This is a genomic window from Pseudomonas sp. NPDC008258 (genome assembly GCF_042956345.1).
GTDB lineage: Bacteria > Pseudomonadota > Gammaproteobacteria > Pseudomonadales > Pseudomonadaceae > Aquipseudomonas.
This window is the reverse complement of record NZ_JBIBGE010000050.1, coordinates 1-18,506: the sequence shown is the minus strand read 5'-3', so window position 1 is coordinate 18,506 and position 18,506 is coordinate 1. Positions and strand designations below refer to the sequence as shown.

Annotated in this window: 14 protein-coding genes; 5 read left to right on the top strand and 9 right to left on the bottom strand. The window is 61.4% G+C overall.

Annotation, left to right across the window (positions count from 1 at the left end; all coding sequences use genetic code 11):
• Positions 1–54: 54 nt before the first annotated feature.
• Positions 55–972 carry a glutamate/aspartate ABC transporter substrate-binding protein gene (locus ACFY9W_RS27145; protein WP_391137335.1) on the bottom strand — a complete coding sequence of 306 codons (918 nt, stop codon included), beginning with the start codon at positions 970–972 and terminating at the stop codon, positions 55–57.
• Positions 973–1,311: 339 nt separating this feature from the next.
• Between ACFY9W_RS27145 and ACFY9W_RS27140 the strand changes: the two genes are divergently transcribed.
• Positions 1,312–5,634 (top strand): NEL-type E3 ubiquitin ligase domain-containing protein, encoded by a 4,323-nt coding sequence (locus tag ACFY9W_RS27140; RefSeq protein ID WP_391137333.1) that lies wholly within the window; start codon positions 1,312–1,314, stop codon positions 5,632–5,634.
• 21 nt (positions 5,635–5,655) lie between these two features.
• Here the strand turns inward: ACFY9W_RS27140 and glpD are convergent, their stop codons facing one another.
• The 4 genes from glpD to ACFY9W_RS27120 all read right to left on the bottom strand — a co-directional run bounded on the left by glpD (position 5,656) and on the right by ACFY9W_RS27120 (position 10,742).
• Positions 5,656–7,194, bottom strand: a complete 1,539-nt coding sequence (glpD, locus tag ACFY9W_RS27135; RefSeq protein WP_391137330.1) for a glycerol-3-phosphate dehydrogenase — start codon at positions 7,192–7,194, stop codon at positions 5,656–5,658.
• A 174-nt stretch (positions 7,195–7,368) separates the two neighbouring features.
• Positions 7,369–8,124, bottom strand: a complete 756-nt coding sequence (gene glpR, locus ACFY9W_RS27130) for a DNA-binding transcriptional repressor GlpR (protein WP_391137326.1) — start codon at positions 8,122–8,124, stop codon at positions 7,369–7,371.
• Positions 8,125–8,340: 216 nt separating this feature from the next.
• On the bottom strand, positions 8,341–9,840 hold the full coding sequence (gene glpK, locus ACFY9W_RS27125; RefSeq protein ID WP_391137323.1) for a glycerol kinase GlpK: 1,500 nt from the start codon (positions 9,838–9,840) through the stop codon (positions 8,341–8,343).
• A gap of 50 nt (positions 9,841–9,890) precedes the next feature.
• Positions 9,891–10,742 (bottom strand): MIP family channel protein, encoded by an 852-nt coding sequence (locus tag ACFY9W_RS27120; RefSeq protein ID WP_391137320.1) that lies wholly within the window; start codon positions 10,740–10,742, stop codon positions 9,891–9,893.
• Positions 10,743–11,045: 303 nt separating this feature from the next.
• Between ACFY9W_RS27120 and ybaK the strand changes: the two genes are divergently transcribed.
• Positions 11,046–11,516 (top strand): Cys-tRNA(Pro) deacylase, encoded by a 471-nt coding sequence (gene ybaK, locus ACFY9W_RS27115; protein WP_016488787.1) that lies wholly within the window; start codon positions 11,046–11,048, stop codon positions 11,514–11,516.
• A gap of 136 nt (positions 11,517–11,652) precedes the next feature.
• Here the strand turns inward: ybaK and ACFY9W_RS27110 are convergent, their stop codons facing one another.
• Positions 11,653–12,762 (bottom strand): ATP-binding cassette domain-containing protein, encoded by a 1,110-nt coding sequence (locus tag ACFY9W_RS27110; protein ID WP_391137316.1) that lies wholly within the window; start codon positions 12,760–12,762, stop codon positions 11,653–11,655.
• Positions 12,759–13,679, bottom strand: coding sequence for an ornithine carbamoyltransferase (gene argF / locus ACFY9W_RS27105; protein ID WP_105945840.1), 921 nt, complete (start codon positions 13,677–13,679; stop codon positions 12,759–12,761). The genes ACFY9W_RS27110 and argF overlap by 4 nt, the downstream gene beginning before the upstream one ends.
• Before the next feature lie 374 nt (positions 13,680–14,053).
• Between argF and ACFY9W_RS27100 the strand changes: the two genes are divergently transcribed.
• On the top strand, positions 14,054–16,162 hold the full coding sequence (locus ACFY9W_RS27100; RefSeq protein WP_391137312.1) for a molybdopterin-dependent oxidoreductase: 2,109 nt from the start codon (positions 14,054–14,056) through the stop codon (positions 16,160–16,162).
• A gap of 91 nt (positions 16,163–16,253) precedes the next feature.
• On the top strand, positions 16,254–16,589 hold the full coding sequence (grxD, locus tag ACFY9W_RS27095; RefSeq protein ID WP_056802131.1) for a Grx4 family monothiol glutaredoxin: 336 nt from the start codon (positions 16,254–16,256) through the stop codon (positions 16,587–16,589).
• Between the two features lie 57 nt (positions 16,590–16,646).
• Here the strand turns inward: grxD and bfr are convergent, their stop codons facing one another.
• On the bottom strand, positions 16,647–17,120 hold the full coding sequence (bfr, locus tag ACFY9W_RS27090; RefSeq protein ID WP_060497889.1) for a bacterioferritin: 474 nt from the start codon (positions 17,118–17,120) through the stop codon (positions 16,647–16,649).
• Positions 17,121–17,321: 201 nt separating this feature from the next.
• Positions 17,322–17,540, bottom strand: a complete 219-nt coding sequence (locus ACFY9W_RS27085; protein WP_045185737.1) for a bacterioferritin-associated ferredoxin — start codon at positions 17,538–17,540, stop codon at positions 17,322–17,324.
• 224 nt (positions 17,541–17,764) lie between these two features.
• Here ACFY9W_RS27085 and ACFY9W_RS27080 point away from each other — a divergent pair, with 224 nt between their 5' ends.
• Entirely contained in the window at positions 17,765–18,367 is a 603-nt protein-coding gene (locus ACFY9W_RS27080) for a peroxiredoxin (RefSeq protein WP_264360545.1), read from the top strand.
• The last annotated feature ends 139 nt before the right edge of the window (positions 18,368–18,506 follow it).

Sequence of the window (18,506 nt, the reverse complement as noted above, 5' to 3'; positions counted from 1 at the left end):
GTGGCCTGCAGGTTTAATTCGCGCTTTGCAGCGCCGCAGGCCACAGGCTGGGGGTCAGGACTTCTTCTCGTCCGCCGCCTTGTCGGTCGGCTCGGCGATCAGTTTCTTCAGTTCGTCGCTCATCTTGAACTGCAGGTTCAGGCCCTTTGGCGGGATCGGCTGCTGGAACCACTTGTCGTAGCTCTTGTTGACTTCGCCCGACTTGAAGTAGCCAACGATGGCGTCATCCACCGCTTTCTTGAAGGCCGCGTCATCCTTGCGCACCATGCAGCCGTAGATTTCGTACGACTGTGGGGTGCCAGTGATGACCCAGTCCGACGGTTTGCGTGCCTTGGCCATTTCACCGGCGAGCAGGGCGTCGTCCATCATGAAGGCTACGGCGCGGCCGCTTTCGAGCATGTTGAAGGCTTCACCGTGGTCCTTGGCGGAAATCACGTTCATCTTCATCTGCTTGTCGGCGTTCATCGCCTTGAGCAGGCGCTCGGAGGTGGTGCCGGCGGTGGTCACCACGTTCTTGCCGGCCAGGTCCGGGAAGTCCTTGTATGCAGGTTGACCGTCCTTGACCTTGGTCAGCAGACGGGTACCGACTTCAAAGATGCCCACGGTGAAACCGACTTGCTGCTGGCGCTCGACGTTGTTGGTGGTGGAGCCGCACTCCAGGTCGACGGTGCCGTTCTGCACCAGCGGGATGCGGGTCTGGGAGGTGACCAGGTTGTAACGGACCTTGATGTCCGTACCCAGTTGCTTCTTCAGGGCGTCGACGACAGCCAGCTGGATGTCATGCGAGTAGCCCACGGGCTCGGGCTTGCCGGCCAGGTAGGAAAACGGGATGGAGGAGTCGCGGTGGCCCAGGGTGATGGTGCCCGAATCCTTGATCTTCTTCAGGGTGCCGGTCAGTTCTTCGGCCATGGCCGGCGAAGCGATCACAGCGGCCGCGATGGCGGCGCCCAGCAATTGACGAACGATACGCATCAAATTTTCCTCGACGTGTTTGTTTTTTTTATGGAGCCGTTGGCGGACTCTTTCGTTCAACGAATACAGCAAGAAGCGAGTGCATTCGGCTACCAAGTGTAGAGCATGACTCGTGCCAAGCCATGGTGTCGACCTTAAAGGCGCATGGTGAAGCGGCTTTGACAGTTTCAGGTTGTGTCGCGAGTGTTCGTAAAGCCGAATGAATTGCACAAGATGCAATCGGCAATCCGAACGGTTTGCGCTCGCTGGGTGGCGGCGGCAGGAAGGGTGGCAGCTATGCAGTGCGTCCAGGGGGCGGGAGGGTGGTGTGCTGGCGTTTCTATCCACAGAGATGCCGACATGACTGATGCACTAGCCAACCCCGAATCCATCGACAGCCTGATCGCCCAACGTGTGCCAGGCTGGCTGGTCGACCATGCCAACCCTGACCGGCTTCCGGCGCTGCGCCGGGCGCTACGCCGACAGGCGCACAATACGCGCAGCCTGGAACGCGTGCTGGGCGCCATCCCTCCCCTGGATACCTTCGTCGCAGACTTGCTTGATGATGCACTGCGCAGGGCAGGCATTGCCCACCCCGATGTGCGTCAGAGCAAAGTGCGGGTCTCGCAACGCTTGGTGCTGCCGACCGGTTCGCCCGTGCTGCCGCAACCCATGTTCGTACGGCGCTCCAAGCGTTCTTTGCTGGAAGCGGCACTGCACAACTTTCACCGCAGCGAAACGCGGCCCGCACCGCACCGCAGGGGCGACCTGATTGACCGTAACGGTCGCCGCCTGCCGTTGGGCCTGGAGGCTTTTGCCGGGGTGTGTCGCGAAGTGGACGCTGGTCGCCGTTACCAGGAAGCGTTGAAAGAACACTTTGAACCGTCCAGCGCGTCAGGGGAGGCGCAAGGCGACGCGACCGCGCGGCTGAATACGCTGATCCAGGAATGTTTTCGTAACAATTTTGAGGTGGCCGTGCGCATAGCGGCGCTGAAACGTGACCTTGATGAGCGCGCCTTCCTGCTGATGCTGCCGATCATGGCCGAGCAACCGGTGGTGCCCGCACTTGAAGCCAGCGTGGTGCCGCGTCAGCTGTATCTGATGGGGCGGCGCATCTTCGGGGTTTTGACCCTGGAGGTGCGGCCTGCGCCTGACCAGCCCGTGGAGGCGGTGATTCTGTGGATACCAGACGATCCACAAACCCCCGTATCGTGCCATGCCAGTTGGGCCGCGCTGAACCGCTGGCTGGGGCTGCGTTTTCTCGACCCTGCCTACCGCAGGTTCTTTGCGCGCTTCATCGCCGAGCGCGATCGTATCAACTTCTACCGGGTGCTGGCCGCGCGCGTCGACCAGGCCCCGGTCGCCGGCGTGGAGCTTGATGCCAGGGACGCACCGATCGCCATGCCAATCTTCGAGTACCTGCGCAAGCAATACGTGGACAAGCGTATCGACGATGCCATGGTGCTCGCAGTGCCTACTGGCGTGGAAGACGAAGCCGACCGCAATGCACGGCTGCAGGGTTACCTCGAACTGGGCCTGAACGTGCTGAACCTGGCAGGCTTTTTTGTGCCGGGCCTTGGCGAGGTGATGCTTGTGGCCAATGTGCTGCAGATTGCCGACGAGGTCTACGAAGGCTACCAGGACTGGCGTATCGGTGATCGTGAAGGGGCAATGGATCATCTTTTCAATGTTGCCGAGAACGTGGTGATTGGTGCTTTGATCGCCAAGGGCAGTCAGCTAGGCCAGCGGGCGCTGGAGCGCGTTGCCTTCGTCGATGGACTGGTGCCGGTGCAGGCATCGGCCGGTCACACCAGGTTGATGGCGGCGGACCTGCCCGGTTACCACGCCCAACCCCGGCCAGGCTCAGGGGGTAGTGAATGGGTGTGGCGGGTGAATGAGCGTCACTACAGGGTTATCGATGAGCCGAAAGAGGGAGCGTCGAGAATCCAGCATCCTGGCCGTTCCAACGCGTATCAGCCGTTGATCGAGGCCAACGGCAGTGGTGGGTGGCGGCACGAGCTGGAAGCGCCTCAGCTGTGGAGCGGGCGGGCAAACCTGGTGCGACGCTTCAGTGCGCGGCTGTCCGAACTCCCGGATGCCACCTGTGAGTACCTGCTGCAGGTGACCGGCCTCAGCGAAGCGCAGTTGCGTCGCCTGCACCTGGAGAACGTGGAAGCCCCCGCGCGTTTGCTGGATGCCCTGGAACTCAAGCATGTGCACGACCTGCATCCGGACCTGAGCGCACCGGCCGTGGCGCAGCGTGTAGCGGCGCGGCAAACGCAACCGAACGCCAGCGAACGGCTGTTGCAGCGTGCGTTTCCAGGCTTGTCGACGCGTGCCACGCAGGAGGTGTTGCAGCAAAGCACTGGCGCCCAGCTCGACATGATGGGCGAGCTGCGGCGCATTCCCTTGGCCGTGGCAGAGCGTGCGCGCTGGATGTTGCGTGAAAGCCGGTTGGACAAGGCCTGCGCTGGTTTGCAACTGCCGCGTTGTGTAAGCCCCGATACCGAGCGCTTGGCGCTGGGTTTGCTGGAGCGCCTGAATACCTGGCCTGACAGCCTGCGGGTAGAGCTGCGCGAAACCAGCCCCAACGGACGGGTGCTGGCCAGTGCAGGCCGTGACGGCGCCGGGCATGTGCGCTGCATCCTGCGCTCCGGCAGTGAATACAGGGTTGTCGAACCACCGCTATCGGGGACATTCATGCAAGCCCTGCTGGCCACCTTGAGCGATGAGCAGAAGTCGGCACTGGGGGATGCGATAGTCACGCCCGCCGCCTTGGGCGAGCGTTTGGCCGAAGCCGCCTCGCAGAACCGTACGCAGGCAGCCGAACTTTGCGCCATGGTGCGCCTGGGCGAAGGGTTGCGCCCACCGCGCCGGTTTGGCGACGGGCGCCTCGGCTATACCCTTAGCGGTGGCCAAGGCAGTACCCGTAGGGCTATCGCCCGGGGAATTCATCAGATTTTCCCCACCCTGGAAGAGGGCGAGCTGGACGCCTATCTGCTGGACCTGATGAGCCGGAGGGTGGGCTTGTGGGCGCACTACAGCGAACTCAGGGATCAGCTGGCGGGTTTACGCGCCAGCCTTCGGCAGTGGCGGCGTGACACGGGCAACCCACTGGAGGCAATGCGTCGTCGACGGGTTGCCACCGCATTGCGACGCAGTTGGCGGCGCAAGATCACCGATCTGGGCGGTGACTATGTGCTGGTGATTGACGGTGAGCGAGTCGGCAGCCTGCCTGACCTGCCCCCCGGCGTACGCTATGACCATGTGCGGCGCCTGGTGCTGCGTGACCTGGGGCTGCAGGAAATCTCTTCCGACTTTCTCCAGCGCTTCCCCAACCTTGTGGAGCTGGACCTTTCCGGCAACCGGTTGACCACGATCCCCCAGGGCATCGAACAGATGCAGCGACTGCGTCGGTTACACCTGCAAGGTAACAGGGTGGTGCTCGATGCCCCTGGAGAACTGCGCTTGACCCGCCTCGATTCACTGCAACAACTGGACCTGAGCCATAATCCGCTGGGCCGTGCCCCGGTTCTGACCCGCCTTGCCCACCTGCGTGAAGTCAACTTGCGATGGGTCGGCCTTTCGGAAGTTCCAGATCGGGTTTCATTTCGCGCCACTGTCGATCTGCGCAACAACCGTATCCGGGAACTGCGCCAGGAGCTGCGTCAATTACGCTTGCAGATAGGCCAGATGTCATTGCACGACAACCCATTGGGCGAAGCCGATGAGGCCTTGCTGGACGAAGCCCGTGGCGTAACAGCAGGGCAGCGTGGCTCGTCCTCCGTGCGGCATCAGCCATTCACGGACGAGCTGTTCGACACCTGGGCTGGCATGGCGACGGGCACGGAGCGCGATCGCCTACTGGATACTTGGCAGGACCTGCGGCAGGAACCTCAGTCCATCGGCCTGTTCCGCTTTCTTGCCGACTTTGCCAGCGCGGATGATTTCGAGCGTCATCCCGGGCATTACCGTACCCGTATCTGGCGGATAATGGAGGCCTGCCGGCACCACGAACAGTTGCGGCAGCGTCTTTTCCTGGAGGCGTCTGGACCACGTACATGTGAAGACAGGATGCTGTTCCTGCTTGAACAACTGGAACTCGGCGTGACGGTAGAACGTGCGCTGGAGGACGCGCTGCCTGCGCAGCGTGAAGCCCGCCTGCTCCGCCTTGCGCGCGGCCTGTACCGCCTGGATGAGGTCGACCGGCTTGCTGCGTTGCACATTCAGCGTATGCATGCCGAGCAGCTTGTATTGGTCGACGAAATCGAGGTTAGGCTGTTCTATCGCCTGCGGCTCTCACGTGCACTCGGTTTGCCAGTCGAGAGTGATGACATGCACTACCCGGGCTTTGCCAATGTTACGCCCCGTGACCTGTTACGGGTTCAGGACCAGGTGCTGGAGGCTGAAAATGCCGATACGTTGATTGCCTCGCTGTCGCAACGGCCATTCTGGGAGCAGCATGCGCGGGAGGCCTACGCGCAGCGTTTCGAAGAAGCCTTGCAGCCATTGCAGGCGCGTCTGGATTCGCTTCAGGCCCAGGCGGACGAAAACGTGATCGATGAGTGGCAGTACCTGCAGCGGTGTCAGGCGTTGAAGGCCGATTACGAACAGGCTGAGCGTGCATTGATTGCACGTTTGGCGCGGGAAGCCTCCCAGCGGTGGTTGCACAACAACCGCTGAGGCTTCCCGGTGCGGGGGCAGTCAGGCAGCGCGGCTGTCTGCGCGCGCCTTGCTGGCGCGTTGCAGGTAGCCCAGCAGTACCTGTTGCTCCTGTGCGGTCATCGACAAGCCGAGTTTGCTGCGACGCCACAGAATGTCATCGGGGTGTTCGGCCCATTCTTCCTGCATCAGGTAATCGACCTCACGGGCGAAGAGGCCGGCGCCAATCGCCTGGCCCAGGTCTTCGGGGCCGTGGACACCGTCCAGCAGGCGCCACACGCGGCTGCCGTAGGCCAGTACCCAGCGTTTGGCAATATCTGCCGGGAGCCAGCCACAGCGTGCCTGCACTGCATCGGTCAATGCCTGCACGGTGGTCATGTTCTCGCCCCCCGGCAGCGGCGCCGTGGCAGTCCAGCTGCCGCGCATCTGCGGGAAGAACGGCTTGAGTTCCGCCATCGCCGACTCGGCCAGCTTGCGGTAGGTGGTCAGCTTGCCACCGAACACCGACAGCAACGGCGCCTGGCTGTCGCTAGCGGACAGCGCCAGGGTGTAGTCACGGGTAACGGCGGACGGGTTGTCCGACTCATCGTTACACAGGGGGCGAACACCGGAGTACGTGTGCAGGATGTCGCTGCGGCTGAGCGGTTGGTTGAAGTGCGCGTTGACTACGTTCAGCAGGTAGTCGGTTTCCTGATCGGTGATTGCAACCTTGGCCGGGTCACCGCTGTATTCGCGATCGGTAGTGCCGATCAGGGTAAAACGCTCCAGGTAGGGGATGCAGAAGACGATCCGCTGGTCCTCGTTCTGCAGGATATAGGCGTGTTCGCCTTCATACAGGCGGGGCACGATCAGGTGGCTACCCTGGATCAGGCGGATGCCATACGGTGCGTCGAGCTTGAGGTCGTCCTTGATGAAGCTGGCAACCCAAGGGCCGGCAGCATTGACCAGGGCGCGGGCCTGAATGGTCTGCAAGGTGCCATCGGCATGTTGCAGTTCGACCCGCCACAGGCCGTCGATACGCTCGGCGCGCAAGCAGCGGGTGCGGGTGTGGAGGTGGGCGCCGTGTTCACGGGCGACCATGGCGTTGAGTACCACCAGGCGGGCGTCGTCGACGGCGCAGTCAGCGTACTCGAAACCACGGGTGATCGAAGGCTTGAGCGGGTACCCCGGGCCAAAGCGCAGGCTGCGTGAGGCACCCAGGCGCTTGCGCTTGCCCAGGTGGTCGTACAGGAACAGGCCGGCGCGAATCATCCAGGCCGGGCGCAGGTGTGGGCGGTGTGGCAGCACGAAGCGCATCGGTTTGACGATGTGCGGGGCCTTGGCCAGCAGCACTTCGCGTTCGGCCAGTGCCTCGCGGACCAAGCGGAACTCGTAATGCTCCAGGTAACGCAGGCCACCGTGGATCAGCTTGCTGCTGGCCGACGAGGTGTGCTGGGCCAGATCGTCCTTTTCGCAAAGGAAAACCTTCAGGCCACGACCCGCGGCGTCGGCAGCGATGCCCACGCCATTGATGCCACCGCCGATCACGGCGAGATCATAGCAGTCGGCGAGTGGTGGCTGGGACGAAACGGGCTGGGACACGGGCAAGGCCTCCTGAGGCTGGCAGCATCGAATATGAACATCGATGTTCGTTTGCGAAAATACTAGCGCAACAGAAGGCGGGTCGCCAGTCAGTCTTTATAGAAAAAACTGATCAGATGACAATAAAGTGAACATTATCGAAAATGACGGGCCGCCAGACGGCCCGTTTGCTGCTCAAACCACGTCGAGGCGTATCTTGTACTGGTTGAGCAACTGGGTGAGGGTGGGGGTGGGCGCCTGGTCGGTCACCAGGCAGTCGACCAGGCTGATGGAGCCCAGGCGCACCATGGCGTTGCGCCCGAATTTGCTGGAGTCGGCAGCGAGGATCACTTGTCGGGCATTGGCGATGATCGCCTGGGATACCCGCACTTCCTGATAGTCGAAGTCGAGCAGGCTGCCGTCCTCGTCGATACCGCTGATGCCCACCAGGGCGAAGTCGACCTTGAACTGGTTGATGAAGTCGACGCTGGCCTGGCCCACCACACCACCGTCGCGGCGCACCGTGCCACCCGCCACCAGCACTTCGAAATCGTCCTTGGCGGCGAGGATTGCAGCCACGTGCAAATTGTTGGTGATGACCTTCAGGTGGTTGTGGTTCAGCAGTGCACGGGCGATGGATTCAGTGGTGGTGCCGATGTTGATGAACACCGAGGCATGATCGGGAATCTGTCGCGCCACGGCTTCGGCGATGCGTTGCTTTTCGTCGCGCATCTGGTCGGCACGCATCGCGTAGGCGGTGTTTTCGATGCTCGAATCGTAAGCCGCGCCGCCGTGGTAACGGCGTAGCAGGTTGAGCTCGGCAAGCTGGTTGATGTCACGACGGATGGTTTGCGGTGTCACGACGAACAGCTGCGCCATTTCTTCGATACTGACATAACCGCGCTCGCGCACCAGTTCGAGGATTTGTTGTTGGCGGGGGGGCAGATTCATGGGCGGTCCTTTGGGGCTGCCGGACAAATTCTGCAATGATGCCGTAGGAAGAGGATGACGGCCAGTGGACGAATAGCCTCAACTTCCTGGTGCTTGCCTGAATCTCTGTGGGAGCGGGCTTGCCCGCGAACACGGGCGAAGCCCGTGCCAAGCTGCGCGGCGCCTGATTCGCGGGCTTGCCCGCTCCCACAGGGGCCGCAGCATTGCTCAGGCGCTTCAGGCCTCGTGATCTTCCCAGTCACGGGTACGTTCGACGGCCTTCTTCCAGCCGGCATACAGCTTCTCTTTCTGCGTTTCGTCCAGTTGTGGGCTGAACTCGCGCTCGATGATTGCCTTGTCCCGCAGTTCGTCCAGCCCGCTCCAGAAGCCGCAAGCCAGGCCGGCCAGGTAAGCGGCGCCCAGGGCTGTGGTTTCGCGCATTTTCGGGCGCTCGACGCAGGTACCCAGGATGTCGGCCTGGAATTGCATGAGGAAGTTGTTGGCCACCGCGCCACCGTCCACGCGTAGCTCTGACAGGCGCTGGCCACAGTCCTGCTGCATGGCATCGAGCACGTCGCGGGTCTGGTAGGCGATCGACTCCAGCGCGGCGCGGATGATGTGGTCCACTTTCACGCCACGGGTCAGGCCGAACAGCGCACCGCGGGCATACGGGTCCCAGTATGGCGCACCCAGGCCGGTAAAGGCGGGTACCAGATACACGCCATTGCTGTCCTTGACCTTGCTGGCAAAGTATTCGGTATCCAGCGCGTCGTTGACGATCTTCAGCTCGTCGCGCAGCCACTGTACGGTGGAACCACCGTTGAACACCGCACCTTCAAGTGCATAGGCCACTTCGCCGCGTGGGCCGCAAGCAATGGTGGTGAGCAGGCCGTGCGACGACTTCACCGCCTGGGCGCCAGTGTTCATCAGCAGGAAGCAACCGGTGCCATAGGTGTTCTTGGCCTGGCCCGGCTCCACGCACATCTGGCCGAACAGCGCCGATTGCTGGTCACCCGCGATACCGGCGATGGCAATGCCGCTCTTGGTGTGGCCGTACACCTCGGAGGAAGGGCGAACCTCGGGCAGCATCTGCCGCGGGATACCCAGGATTTCCAGCAGCTTGTCGTCCCACTGCAGGCTATGGATGTTGAACATCAGCGTGCGCGAGGCGTTGGTGTAGTCGGTGACGTGCACCTTGCCACCGGAAAACTTCCAGATCAGCCAGGTATCGATGGTGCCGAACAGCAGTTCGCCGCGCTCGGCGCGTTCACGGGCACCTTCGACGTTGTCGAGGATCCACTTCAGCTTGGTGCCGGAGAAATACGGGTCGGTGACCAGGCCGGTGGTTTCGCGAATGTAGTCCTCATGGCCGTCACGCTTGAGCTGGGCACAGATTTCGGTACTGCGGCGGCACTGCCAGACGACGGCGTTGTACACCGGGCGGCCGGTTTCCTTGTCCCACACCACGGTGGTTTCACGCTGGTTGGTGATACCGATTGCGGCAACCTGGGCGTGGCTGATGCCAGCCTGGGCCAAGGCCTCGACCATGGTCGCGCTCTGTGTGGCGAAGATTTCCATCGGGTCGTGTTCAACCCAGCCCGCCTGCGGGTAGTGCTGGGCGAACTCGCGCTGGGAGGTACCCACCACATTGGCATCGCGGTCGAAAATGATGGCCCGCGAACTGGTGGTGCCCTGGTCCAGGGCGATGATGTAGTTCTTATCCTGGGTGTCTGTCATGGTCGTAGGCCTTGCAAAAATAGGGGTCAGGGCTGGGCGTGATGCCGGCATCAATTGACTTGAGTATCGCCCTGGCGGTTGTCATTTGTCTCAGGGTTCGCGGCAGGCGCCATCGGCAGGTTGCGGGCAATCAGGCCGCGATAGGTCGCGGCGCCCAGGCAAGCACCAAGGATCGGTGCCAGCACCGGAACCAGGAAATAGGGGATGTCCCGCCCGCCAGTGAAGGCGATTTCGCCCCAACCGGCCAGGAAGGTCATGAGTTTTGGCCCGAAATCGCGCGCAGGGTTCATGGCAAAGCCGGTCAGCGGGCCCATGGCGCTGCCGATCACGGCGATCAGCAGGCCGATCAGCAGCGGTGCCATGGCGCCGCGGGGCAAGCCGTTGTTGTCGTCAGTGAGGGCCATGATCACCGCCATCAGGATGGCAGTGATCACCACTTCAACCATAAACGCCTGGCCGGTGGACAGTGAAGGGTGTGGGTAGGTGGAGAACACCGAGGCCAGTTCCAGGCTGGCTTCGCTACCGCGTAACATGGCGTGGGCCTGTTCGAAATCGAAGAACAGGCTGCTGTACAAGGTGTAGACGAGGGCAGCGCCACAGAACGCACCGCATACCTGGGCCAGCATGTAGAAAGGCAGCTTGCGTTTGTCAAAACCGGCGAACAGGGTGAGGGCGATGCTGACGGCCGGGTTCAGGTGTGCACCGGAAATGCCGGCAGTGAGGTAGATGGCCATGCTTACGCCGACGCCCCAGATGATGCTGATTTCCCACAGGCCGAAGCTGGCGCCAGCGACTTTGAGCGCGGCAACACAGCCGGTACCGAAGAAGATCAACAGTGCGGTGCCGAGGAACTCGGCCAGGCATTGGTTGGACAGCGTGGGTTGGCGTAGAGCAGTCGTCATGTATGACCTCGTTTTTTTTGTTGTGAGGCGCGTGGCGCTCGACAGCAAAGCCCGGTGCCGATCCCCATTGACCCCGGGCAGATACAGGAAACGCACCTTAAAAGTGCGCCATTTGTTCAGAAGCGAAAAAATATAGACAAGAAACGCTGATGTCAAAGGTCGAAAGTGAACGACCAGTCACGAAATGGCCGCTAAAATCAGCTGCGGATCCCCGTACTAGACGTGTGCGATTGCGGTGCGCTGGCTGCACTGTGGGAATTGTCCTAAAGTAGCCGCCGAGCCGTCCCAGACCGGAGCCCTTGCATGACCCCCGCCCTAGACCTGTTGAAGAAGCACCGTGCCGAGCACCGCGTGCACAGTTACGAGCATGACCCGAAATCGGCTTCCTACGGCCTGGAGGCGGCGGAAAAGCTCGGGCTTGATCCACAGCAGGTGTTCAAGACCTTGCTGGCAAGCAGTGAGAAGGGCGAGTTGCTGGTGGCGGTTGTGCCTGTGGTCGGTACGCTGGACCTCAAGGCCCTGGCCCATGCTGCCGGGGTAAAGAAATGCGAGATGGCGGACCCTGCGGCAGCGCAACGGGCCACGGGTTATCTGGTCGGCGGGATCAGCCCTTTGGGGCAGAAGAAACGTCTGCGCACGTTCATCGACGATTCAGCGCAGAACTTTGCAACCATCCATGTCAGTGCTGGACGGCGTGGGCTGGAGGTGGAGTTGGCGGCAGCGGTGCTGGCCGAGCATACCCAGGGCAAGTTTGCCGGGATCGGCCGGGGCTGAGATTTTTGGGGCTGCCCTGCGGCCCATCGCCGGCAAGCCAGCTCCCACAGGTACAGCGCTGCCTTCAGGGCTTGTGGTGATCCTGTGGGAGCTGGCTTGCCGGCGATGGGCCGCAAAGCGGCCCCAGGATTCACGATCAGGTCGCCGAACTGTACCGCCGCACGCCGTTTTCCTGCCGCGGCAACTGCGCCGCCACACTGCCCGGCACCGGGAACAGCACCAGGTGATCGGCCTTCACCGCAATCCCCACATCGCCACCGACCTGATGGTCGACATGGCTGGGGAAGATCGCTTCCAGCTGGCTGCCGGTTGGCAACTGCAGGCGGTACAAGGTCGATGCTCCAAGGAAACTCTTGCCAACGATGGCCGCCCGCAGCGGGCTGTCTGGTGCATGAACGATATCGTCGGGGCGCAGCAGCACATCCACCGAGCTGCCCTGCGCCATGGTGTAGGCGCGGTTGCCGCGCAGTTCACCCAGTTCGGTAGTGACAGCTTCGTGGCTGCTCATCTGCCCACGAATGAAGTAGCCCTGGCCAACGAAGCTGGCCACGAACGGCGTCTGCGGCTCGTGGTAAAGATTGTAGGGCGTATCCCACTGCTCCAGCCGGCCTTCCTTGAACACGCCTACCTGGTCGCTGACGGCAAAGGCTTCTTCCTGGTCATGGGTCACCAGGATGGCGCTGGTGCCGCGGCTCTTGAGAATGTCGCGAACCTCATGGCTCAGGCGCCGGCGCAGCTCGACGTCAAGGTTGGAAAACGGTTCGTCGAGCAGCAGCAACTGAGGCTCAGGCGCCAGCGCACGGGCCAGTGCGACCCGTTGCTGCTGGCCGCCAGAAAGCTCATGGGGATAACGCCCGCCCAGGCCGCCCAGCTTGACCAGCTCGAGCATCTCTTCGATGACCTCGGCCTGTCGCGGGTGCTTGGCGATGCCAAAGGCAATGTTCTGCGCCACGGTCAGGTGCGGGAACAGCGCGTAGTCCTGGAACACCATGCCGATGCGGCGCTTTTCCGGGGCCAGGGTGAAGCCAGCGCGGGAAATGACGTCCCCAGCCAGCTGGATCTCACCTGCGTGCACCGGTTCAAAGCCGGCAATGGCGCGCAGGGTAGTGGTTTTGCCACAACCGGATGAACCCAGCAGGCAACCGATGTCGCCTGCGTTCAGGTGCAGGTTGAGGTTCTGGACGATGCGCTGGTCGCCATAGCCACAGGCAAGGTTGCGCAGGTTGAGCAGTAGGGGTTGACTCATGCGTGGTGGTAAGCCGGTTCTACAAGGAATTCGAGAAGCGCCTTCTGTGCATGCAGGCGGTTTTCAGCCTCGTCCCAGGCGACCGAACGTGGGTCGTCGAGCAGGTCCTGGCTGATTTCCTCGCCACGGTGGGCGGGCAGGCAGTGCATGAAGAGGACATCGGGTGCCGCCAGGTCGAGCAGTTCGCGGGTGACCTGGTAAGGCGCGAAATGCGCCAGGCGCCGTGCAGTTTCCTCCTCTTGGCCCATCGAAGTCCAGACATCGGTGACAACCAGGTGTGCGCCACGCACGGCTTCCTTGGCATCACGGATGATCTGCACGCGGTCGCCGCCCAGGGCCATGAAGCGTTCATCCGGCTCGTAGCCTTCCGGGCAGGCGATGCGCAGCTGGAAATCGAACTGCCGGGCGGCCTCGATATAAGAGTTGCACATGTTGAAGCCATCGCCGATCCAGGTCACGGTCTTGCCCTGGATCGAGCCGCGGTGTTCAAGGAACGTCTGCATGTCGGCCAGCAGCTGGCATGGGTGCGACTCGTCGGACAGGCCGTTGATCACCGGCACGCGCGATTTGGCGGCGAATTCGGTCAGCGTGCTGTGGGCGTGGGTACGGATCATTACCACGTCGAGCATGCTCGACAGCACGATGGCGCTGTCACCAATCGGCTCGCCACGGCCCAGTTGCGTGTCGCGTGGCGACAGGAAGATGGCCTGGCCACCGAGCTGGATCATGCCGGCCTCGAACGATACGCGGGTGCGGGTCGAGGATTTCTCGAAGATCATGCCCAGCACGCGGTTCTTCAGGGGCTCGAACAGCACGCCTCGTTTGCGCAGGTCCTTCAGCTCGATGCCGCGGCGGATCACCCCGAGCAATTCGTCGGTGGTGAAGTCCAGCAGGGAGAGAAAGTGCCTAGCGCTCATGATTGACTACCTTATCTGCAACGGTATGCAGGTCGACCGTATGGTTTTTTTTGACAACGGGAGTGACCTGCGGCGTAAGCCGCACGGGGCGGACGAAATAGGGAAAGGCGCAATATTATAAGTAAATGTCGCCTGAAGCCAAGGGGGGAAACAGCGGCCTATTCGAAAGGATGTTGCAAAGGGTGTCTCTACCCGCTGGCCGGTGCTGTTTTTTATTTACTACACAGGGTTGTACACGGCTTGCTGGCAATTTGGCAAATGGCTGTCGCAAATCGTGCGCCTGATGTCGGTGGATTCACGCGGCGAAGCGCGCTGGCCGGCAGAGGGGGCCGGGCGCATAGTCACAGTTCGACAACAACAAGGCAGAGGCGGCCATGACCAAGACCCTGCACCACCGTGCCTGTCACCTGTGCGAGGCGATCTGCGGGCTGAACATTGAAGTCAGCCATGAGGAAGACGGGCGGGCGCTTGTCAGTTCGATCAAAGGCGACCCCCAGGACCCATTCAGCCGTGGCCACGTCTGCCCCAAGGCGGTGGCCTTGCAGGACATCCAGAGCGACCCCGACCGCTTGCGTCAGCCGCACAAGCGGGTGGGTGAGCGCTGGCAAGCCATCGGCTGGGATGAGGCCTTTGCCTTGGCCGCCGACAAGTTGTGGGCGATCCAGCAGGCGCACGGGCGCAATGCCGTGGCGGTGTACCAGGGCAACCCGAGCGTGCATAACTATGGCTTGATGACCCACAGCAACTACTTCCTCGGCCTGCTCAAGACACGCAATCGTTTTTCGGCCACCTCGGTGGACCAGTTACCACAACATTTGGTCAGCCACCTGATGTACGGCCATGGCCTGCTGCTGCCGATCCCGGACATCGACCATACCGACTTCATGCTGATTCTCGGTGGCAACCCGCTGGCTTCCAACGGCAGCATCATGACCGTGCCAGATGTGGAAAAGCGCCTGAAGGCCCTGCGTGGGCGGGGCGGGCGGCTGGTAGTCATAGACCCCCGGCGCAGCGAAACGGCGGCGATTGCCGATACACACCTGTTTATCCGCCCGGGTGGGGATGCGGCCCTGTTGTGCAGCCTGCTCAATACCCTGTTCGAAGAGGGCCTGGGGCAGGGCTCGCATTTATCGGTCAATGGCCTGCAGCAGGTGCGCGAAGCACTGGCGCCTTTCAGCGCCGAGGCCATGAGTGCGCACTGCGGTATTGCCGCGACGGATATCCGCCAGCTGGCACGGGATTTCGCTGCCGCTGGAAAAGCCGTGTGCTACGGCCGCATGGGTGTCTCCACCCAGGCCTTCGGTACGCTCTGCCACTGGCTGATGCAACTGATCAACCTGGTGACCGGCAACCTCGATCGTGAAGGCGGCGCGTTGTGCACGGAGCCTGCTGTCGACCTGGTCGCCACCACCTCTGGCGGCCACTTCAACGCCTGGCAAAGTCGGGTATCGGGCTTGCCCGAGTACGGTGGCGAGTTGCCCGTAGCGGCCCTGGCCGAAGAGGTGCTGACACCTGGCGAAGGGCAGGTGCGTGCCCTGGTGACAGTGGCCGGCAACCCCGTGCTGTCCACGCCTAACGGTCGCCAACTGGATACGGCGCTGCAAGGGCTTGAATTCATGCTCAGCATCGACCTCTACATCAACGAAACCACCCGCCATGCCGACCTGATCCTGCCCTCCACCTCAGCGCTGGAAAATGATCACTACGACAGCACCTTCAACCTGTTGGCCGTGCGCAACGTCACCCGCTTCAATCGGGCGATCCTGGCCAAGCCGGAAGGCGCGCTGCACGATTGGGAAATATTCGTCGGCCTGGCGCAGGCATTTGCCAGGCGAGCCGAGCTGGAGTTGAAACCGACCTGGGCCCCGGCGCAGATGATCGACATGGCATTGCGCAAGGGGCCATACGGCGAGGCAACGCCTTGGCAGCTCTCGCTGTCAACGCTGGCCAATCACCCGCACGGGCTTGATCTCGGCCCTTTGCGCAGCAACCTCGCTGCGCGCCTGGCAACTGCCAGCAAGGCTGTGGAAGCGGCGCCCCAGGTGTTGCTGGACGACTTGCAGCGCCTGGCGCAACAGGAGCCCCCGGTAGCCGGCGAACTGTTGCTGATCGGCCGGCGACATGTGCGCAGCAACAACTCATGGATGCACAATTTCCATCGCCTGGTGAAAGGCAAGCCGCGTCATCAGTTGTTGATGCACCCGCAAGACTTGCAGCAGCGGCACCTGCAGGACGGCCAGCGGGTGCGTATCCGCTCGCGCACGGGGGCGCTCGAAGTCGAGGTATTGGCCTGCGAGGACATGATGCCGGGTGTGGTCAGCCTGCCCCATGGCTTCGGCCATGGTCGCCAGGGCGTGCACATGCAGATCGCCCAGGCACAACCGGGCGTGAGCGCCAATGACCTGACCGACGAGCGCTTTCGGGACGCGGTTTCCGGCAACGCTGCACTCAATGGCGTGCCCGTGCAGGTAGAGGCCGCATGAGCGATGGTAAGGCCGAGCACGCCGCTCGGCTTTCCGTTACAATGCGCCACCGTGCCGACGACCGCGTCGGAAAGTTCAGCCGAGGTGCTACATGGATATCATCGAAACGATCAAAGAGCAGATTGCCAACAACACCATTCTGCTTTACATGAAAGGCTCGCCGAATGCCCCGCAGTGCGGGTTCTCGGCCAAGGCATCGCAAGCTGTGATGGGTTGTGGCGAAAAGTTCGCCTACGTCGACATCCTGCAGAACCCGGAAATCCGTGCCAACCTGCCAAAATACGCCAACTGGCCGACCTTCCCGCAGCTGTGGGTAGCCGGTGAGCTGGTAGGCGGCAGCGACATCATGCTGGAAATGTTCGAGAAGGGTGAGTTGCAAACCCTGATCAAGGAAGCGGCTGCGAAGGCCAAGGCTTCCGAAGCCTGATTTTCCGGCAAGCATAAAAAAACCCGCGGATCGCGGGTTTTTTTATGCGGTGAAGAATTACTCTTCGCCCATCTGCGACTGCAGGTAATTCTCGATAGTGATCTTGTCGATCAGCCCCAGTTGGGTTTCCAGCCAGTCGATGTGCTCTTCCTCTGACTCGAGAATATCTTCAAGCATGTCACGCGAGCCGAAGTCGCCAGCCGTTTCGCAATGCGCAATGGCCGCCTTGAGGTCTACCAGGGCTTTCTTCTCGAGCTTCAGGTCACACTCGAGCATTTCCTTGGTGTGCTCGCCGATCATCAGCTTGCCCAGGTCCTGAACGTTCGGGATGCCTTCCAGGAAGAGAATACGCTTGATCAGTTTGTCAGCGTCTTTCATCGCGTGGATGGATTCCTTGTACTCGAGCTTGCCGAGTTTGTTCAGGCCCCAATCTTCGTACATGCGTGCGTGCAGGAAGTACTGGTTGATCGCGACCAGCTCGTTTCCGAGGATCTTGTTGAGATGCTGGATGACGCTTACGTCGCCTTTCATTGCGGGTTCCTGCCCTGTAGAAGTGTGCCAATACAGTGAAGTTTGAGCCCGATACTTAGGAGTGTCAAACCTAAGTTGTTGAATAATAAGTGAAAATTAATAGGAATAAGAATGTTTGTGAACCGCGTTGCGGGGCTAACTTATTGAATTTAAGGCATAAAAAAACCGGACACAGGGTCCGGTTCTTTGAATTCTGGGTTTTCAGGCTGCAGTAAATTCTACGGGGTAGGGCAGGGCTGCCTGGCTGACCTGAAGCTCTGTGAGGGTCTCGCGGACCACCTGCTTGGCCAGGCAGGCACATTTGCCACACTGGCTTGCGACATTGGTCGCGGCTCGCACTTCCTTGTAACTGCAGCATCCTTCATAGATCGCATCGCGGATCTGTCCGTCGGTGACGCCGACACAAAGACACACATACATAAGGGCTGACCATCGCTGGTTGAGTCGATGGGTTGGAGCTTAATGTTAATGAGAATGCTTGTCAAAATACTTTCTGGAAGGGCCGTGTTTGAGCGACCGGCGGTTGCTTGCCTGATGGATTCGGCCTGTCATCAGAAGCCGTGTATGATGGTCGGCCTTTGTTGGATGTCGGGCAAGCCCGTCTGGCCCGGCAAACGGTTTTTCACCCTCATCAGGAGATTACAATGAGCGTACTCGTTGGTAAGAAAGCCCCCGATTTCACCGTTCCGGCTGTGCTGGGCAATGGCGAGATCGTCGACAGCTTCAACCTGGCTTCGGCCATCAAGGGCAAGTACGGCCTGGTGTTCTTCTACCCGCTGGACTTCACCTTCGTCTGCCCGTCCGAGCTGATCGCCCTGGACAACCGCATCCCTGACTTCCAGGCCCGCAACGTTGAAGTGATCGGCGTGTCGATCGACTCGCACTTCACCCACAACGCCTGGCGGAACACCCCGGTCAACAACGGCGGCATCGGTCAGGTGAAGTACACCCTGGCTGCCGACATCACCCACGAAATCTGCAAAGCCTACGACGTCGAGTCCGAAGGCGGCGTAGCCTTCCGTGGCGCCTTCCTGATCGACACCAACGGTGTTGTCCGTTCGCAGATCGTCAACGACCTGCCACTGGGCCGCAACATGGACGAGCTGCTGCGCCTGGTTGACGCCCTGCAGTTCCACGAAGAGCACGGCGAAGTTTGCCCTGCCAACTGGAAAAAAGGCGACAAAGGCATGAACGCTTCGCCAGAAGGCGTTGCTGCCTACCTGAGCGAGAACGCCGGCAAGCTGTAATTGCCGCTCGCATAAAAAAACCGGCCTTCATGGCCGGTTTTTTTAGGTTCTTCACGGAATCCCGGGAAAGACAGAAACAAGAACGCCGGTTTGATGGATGATGTTCGTGCGAGCAAACACATCAACAAACCGGCGTTCT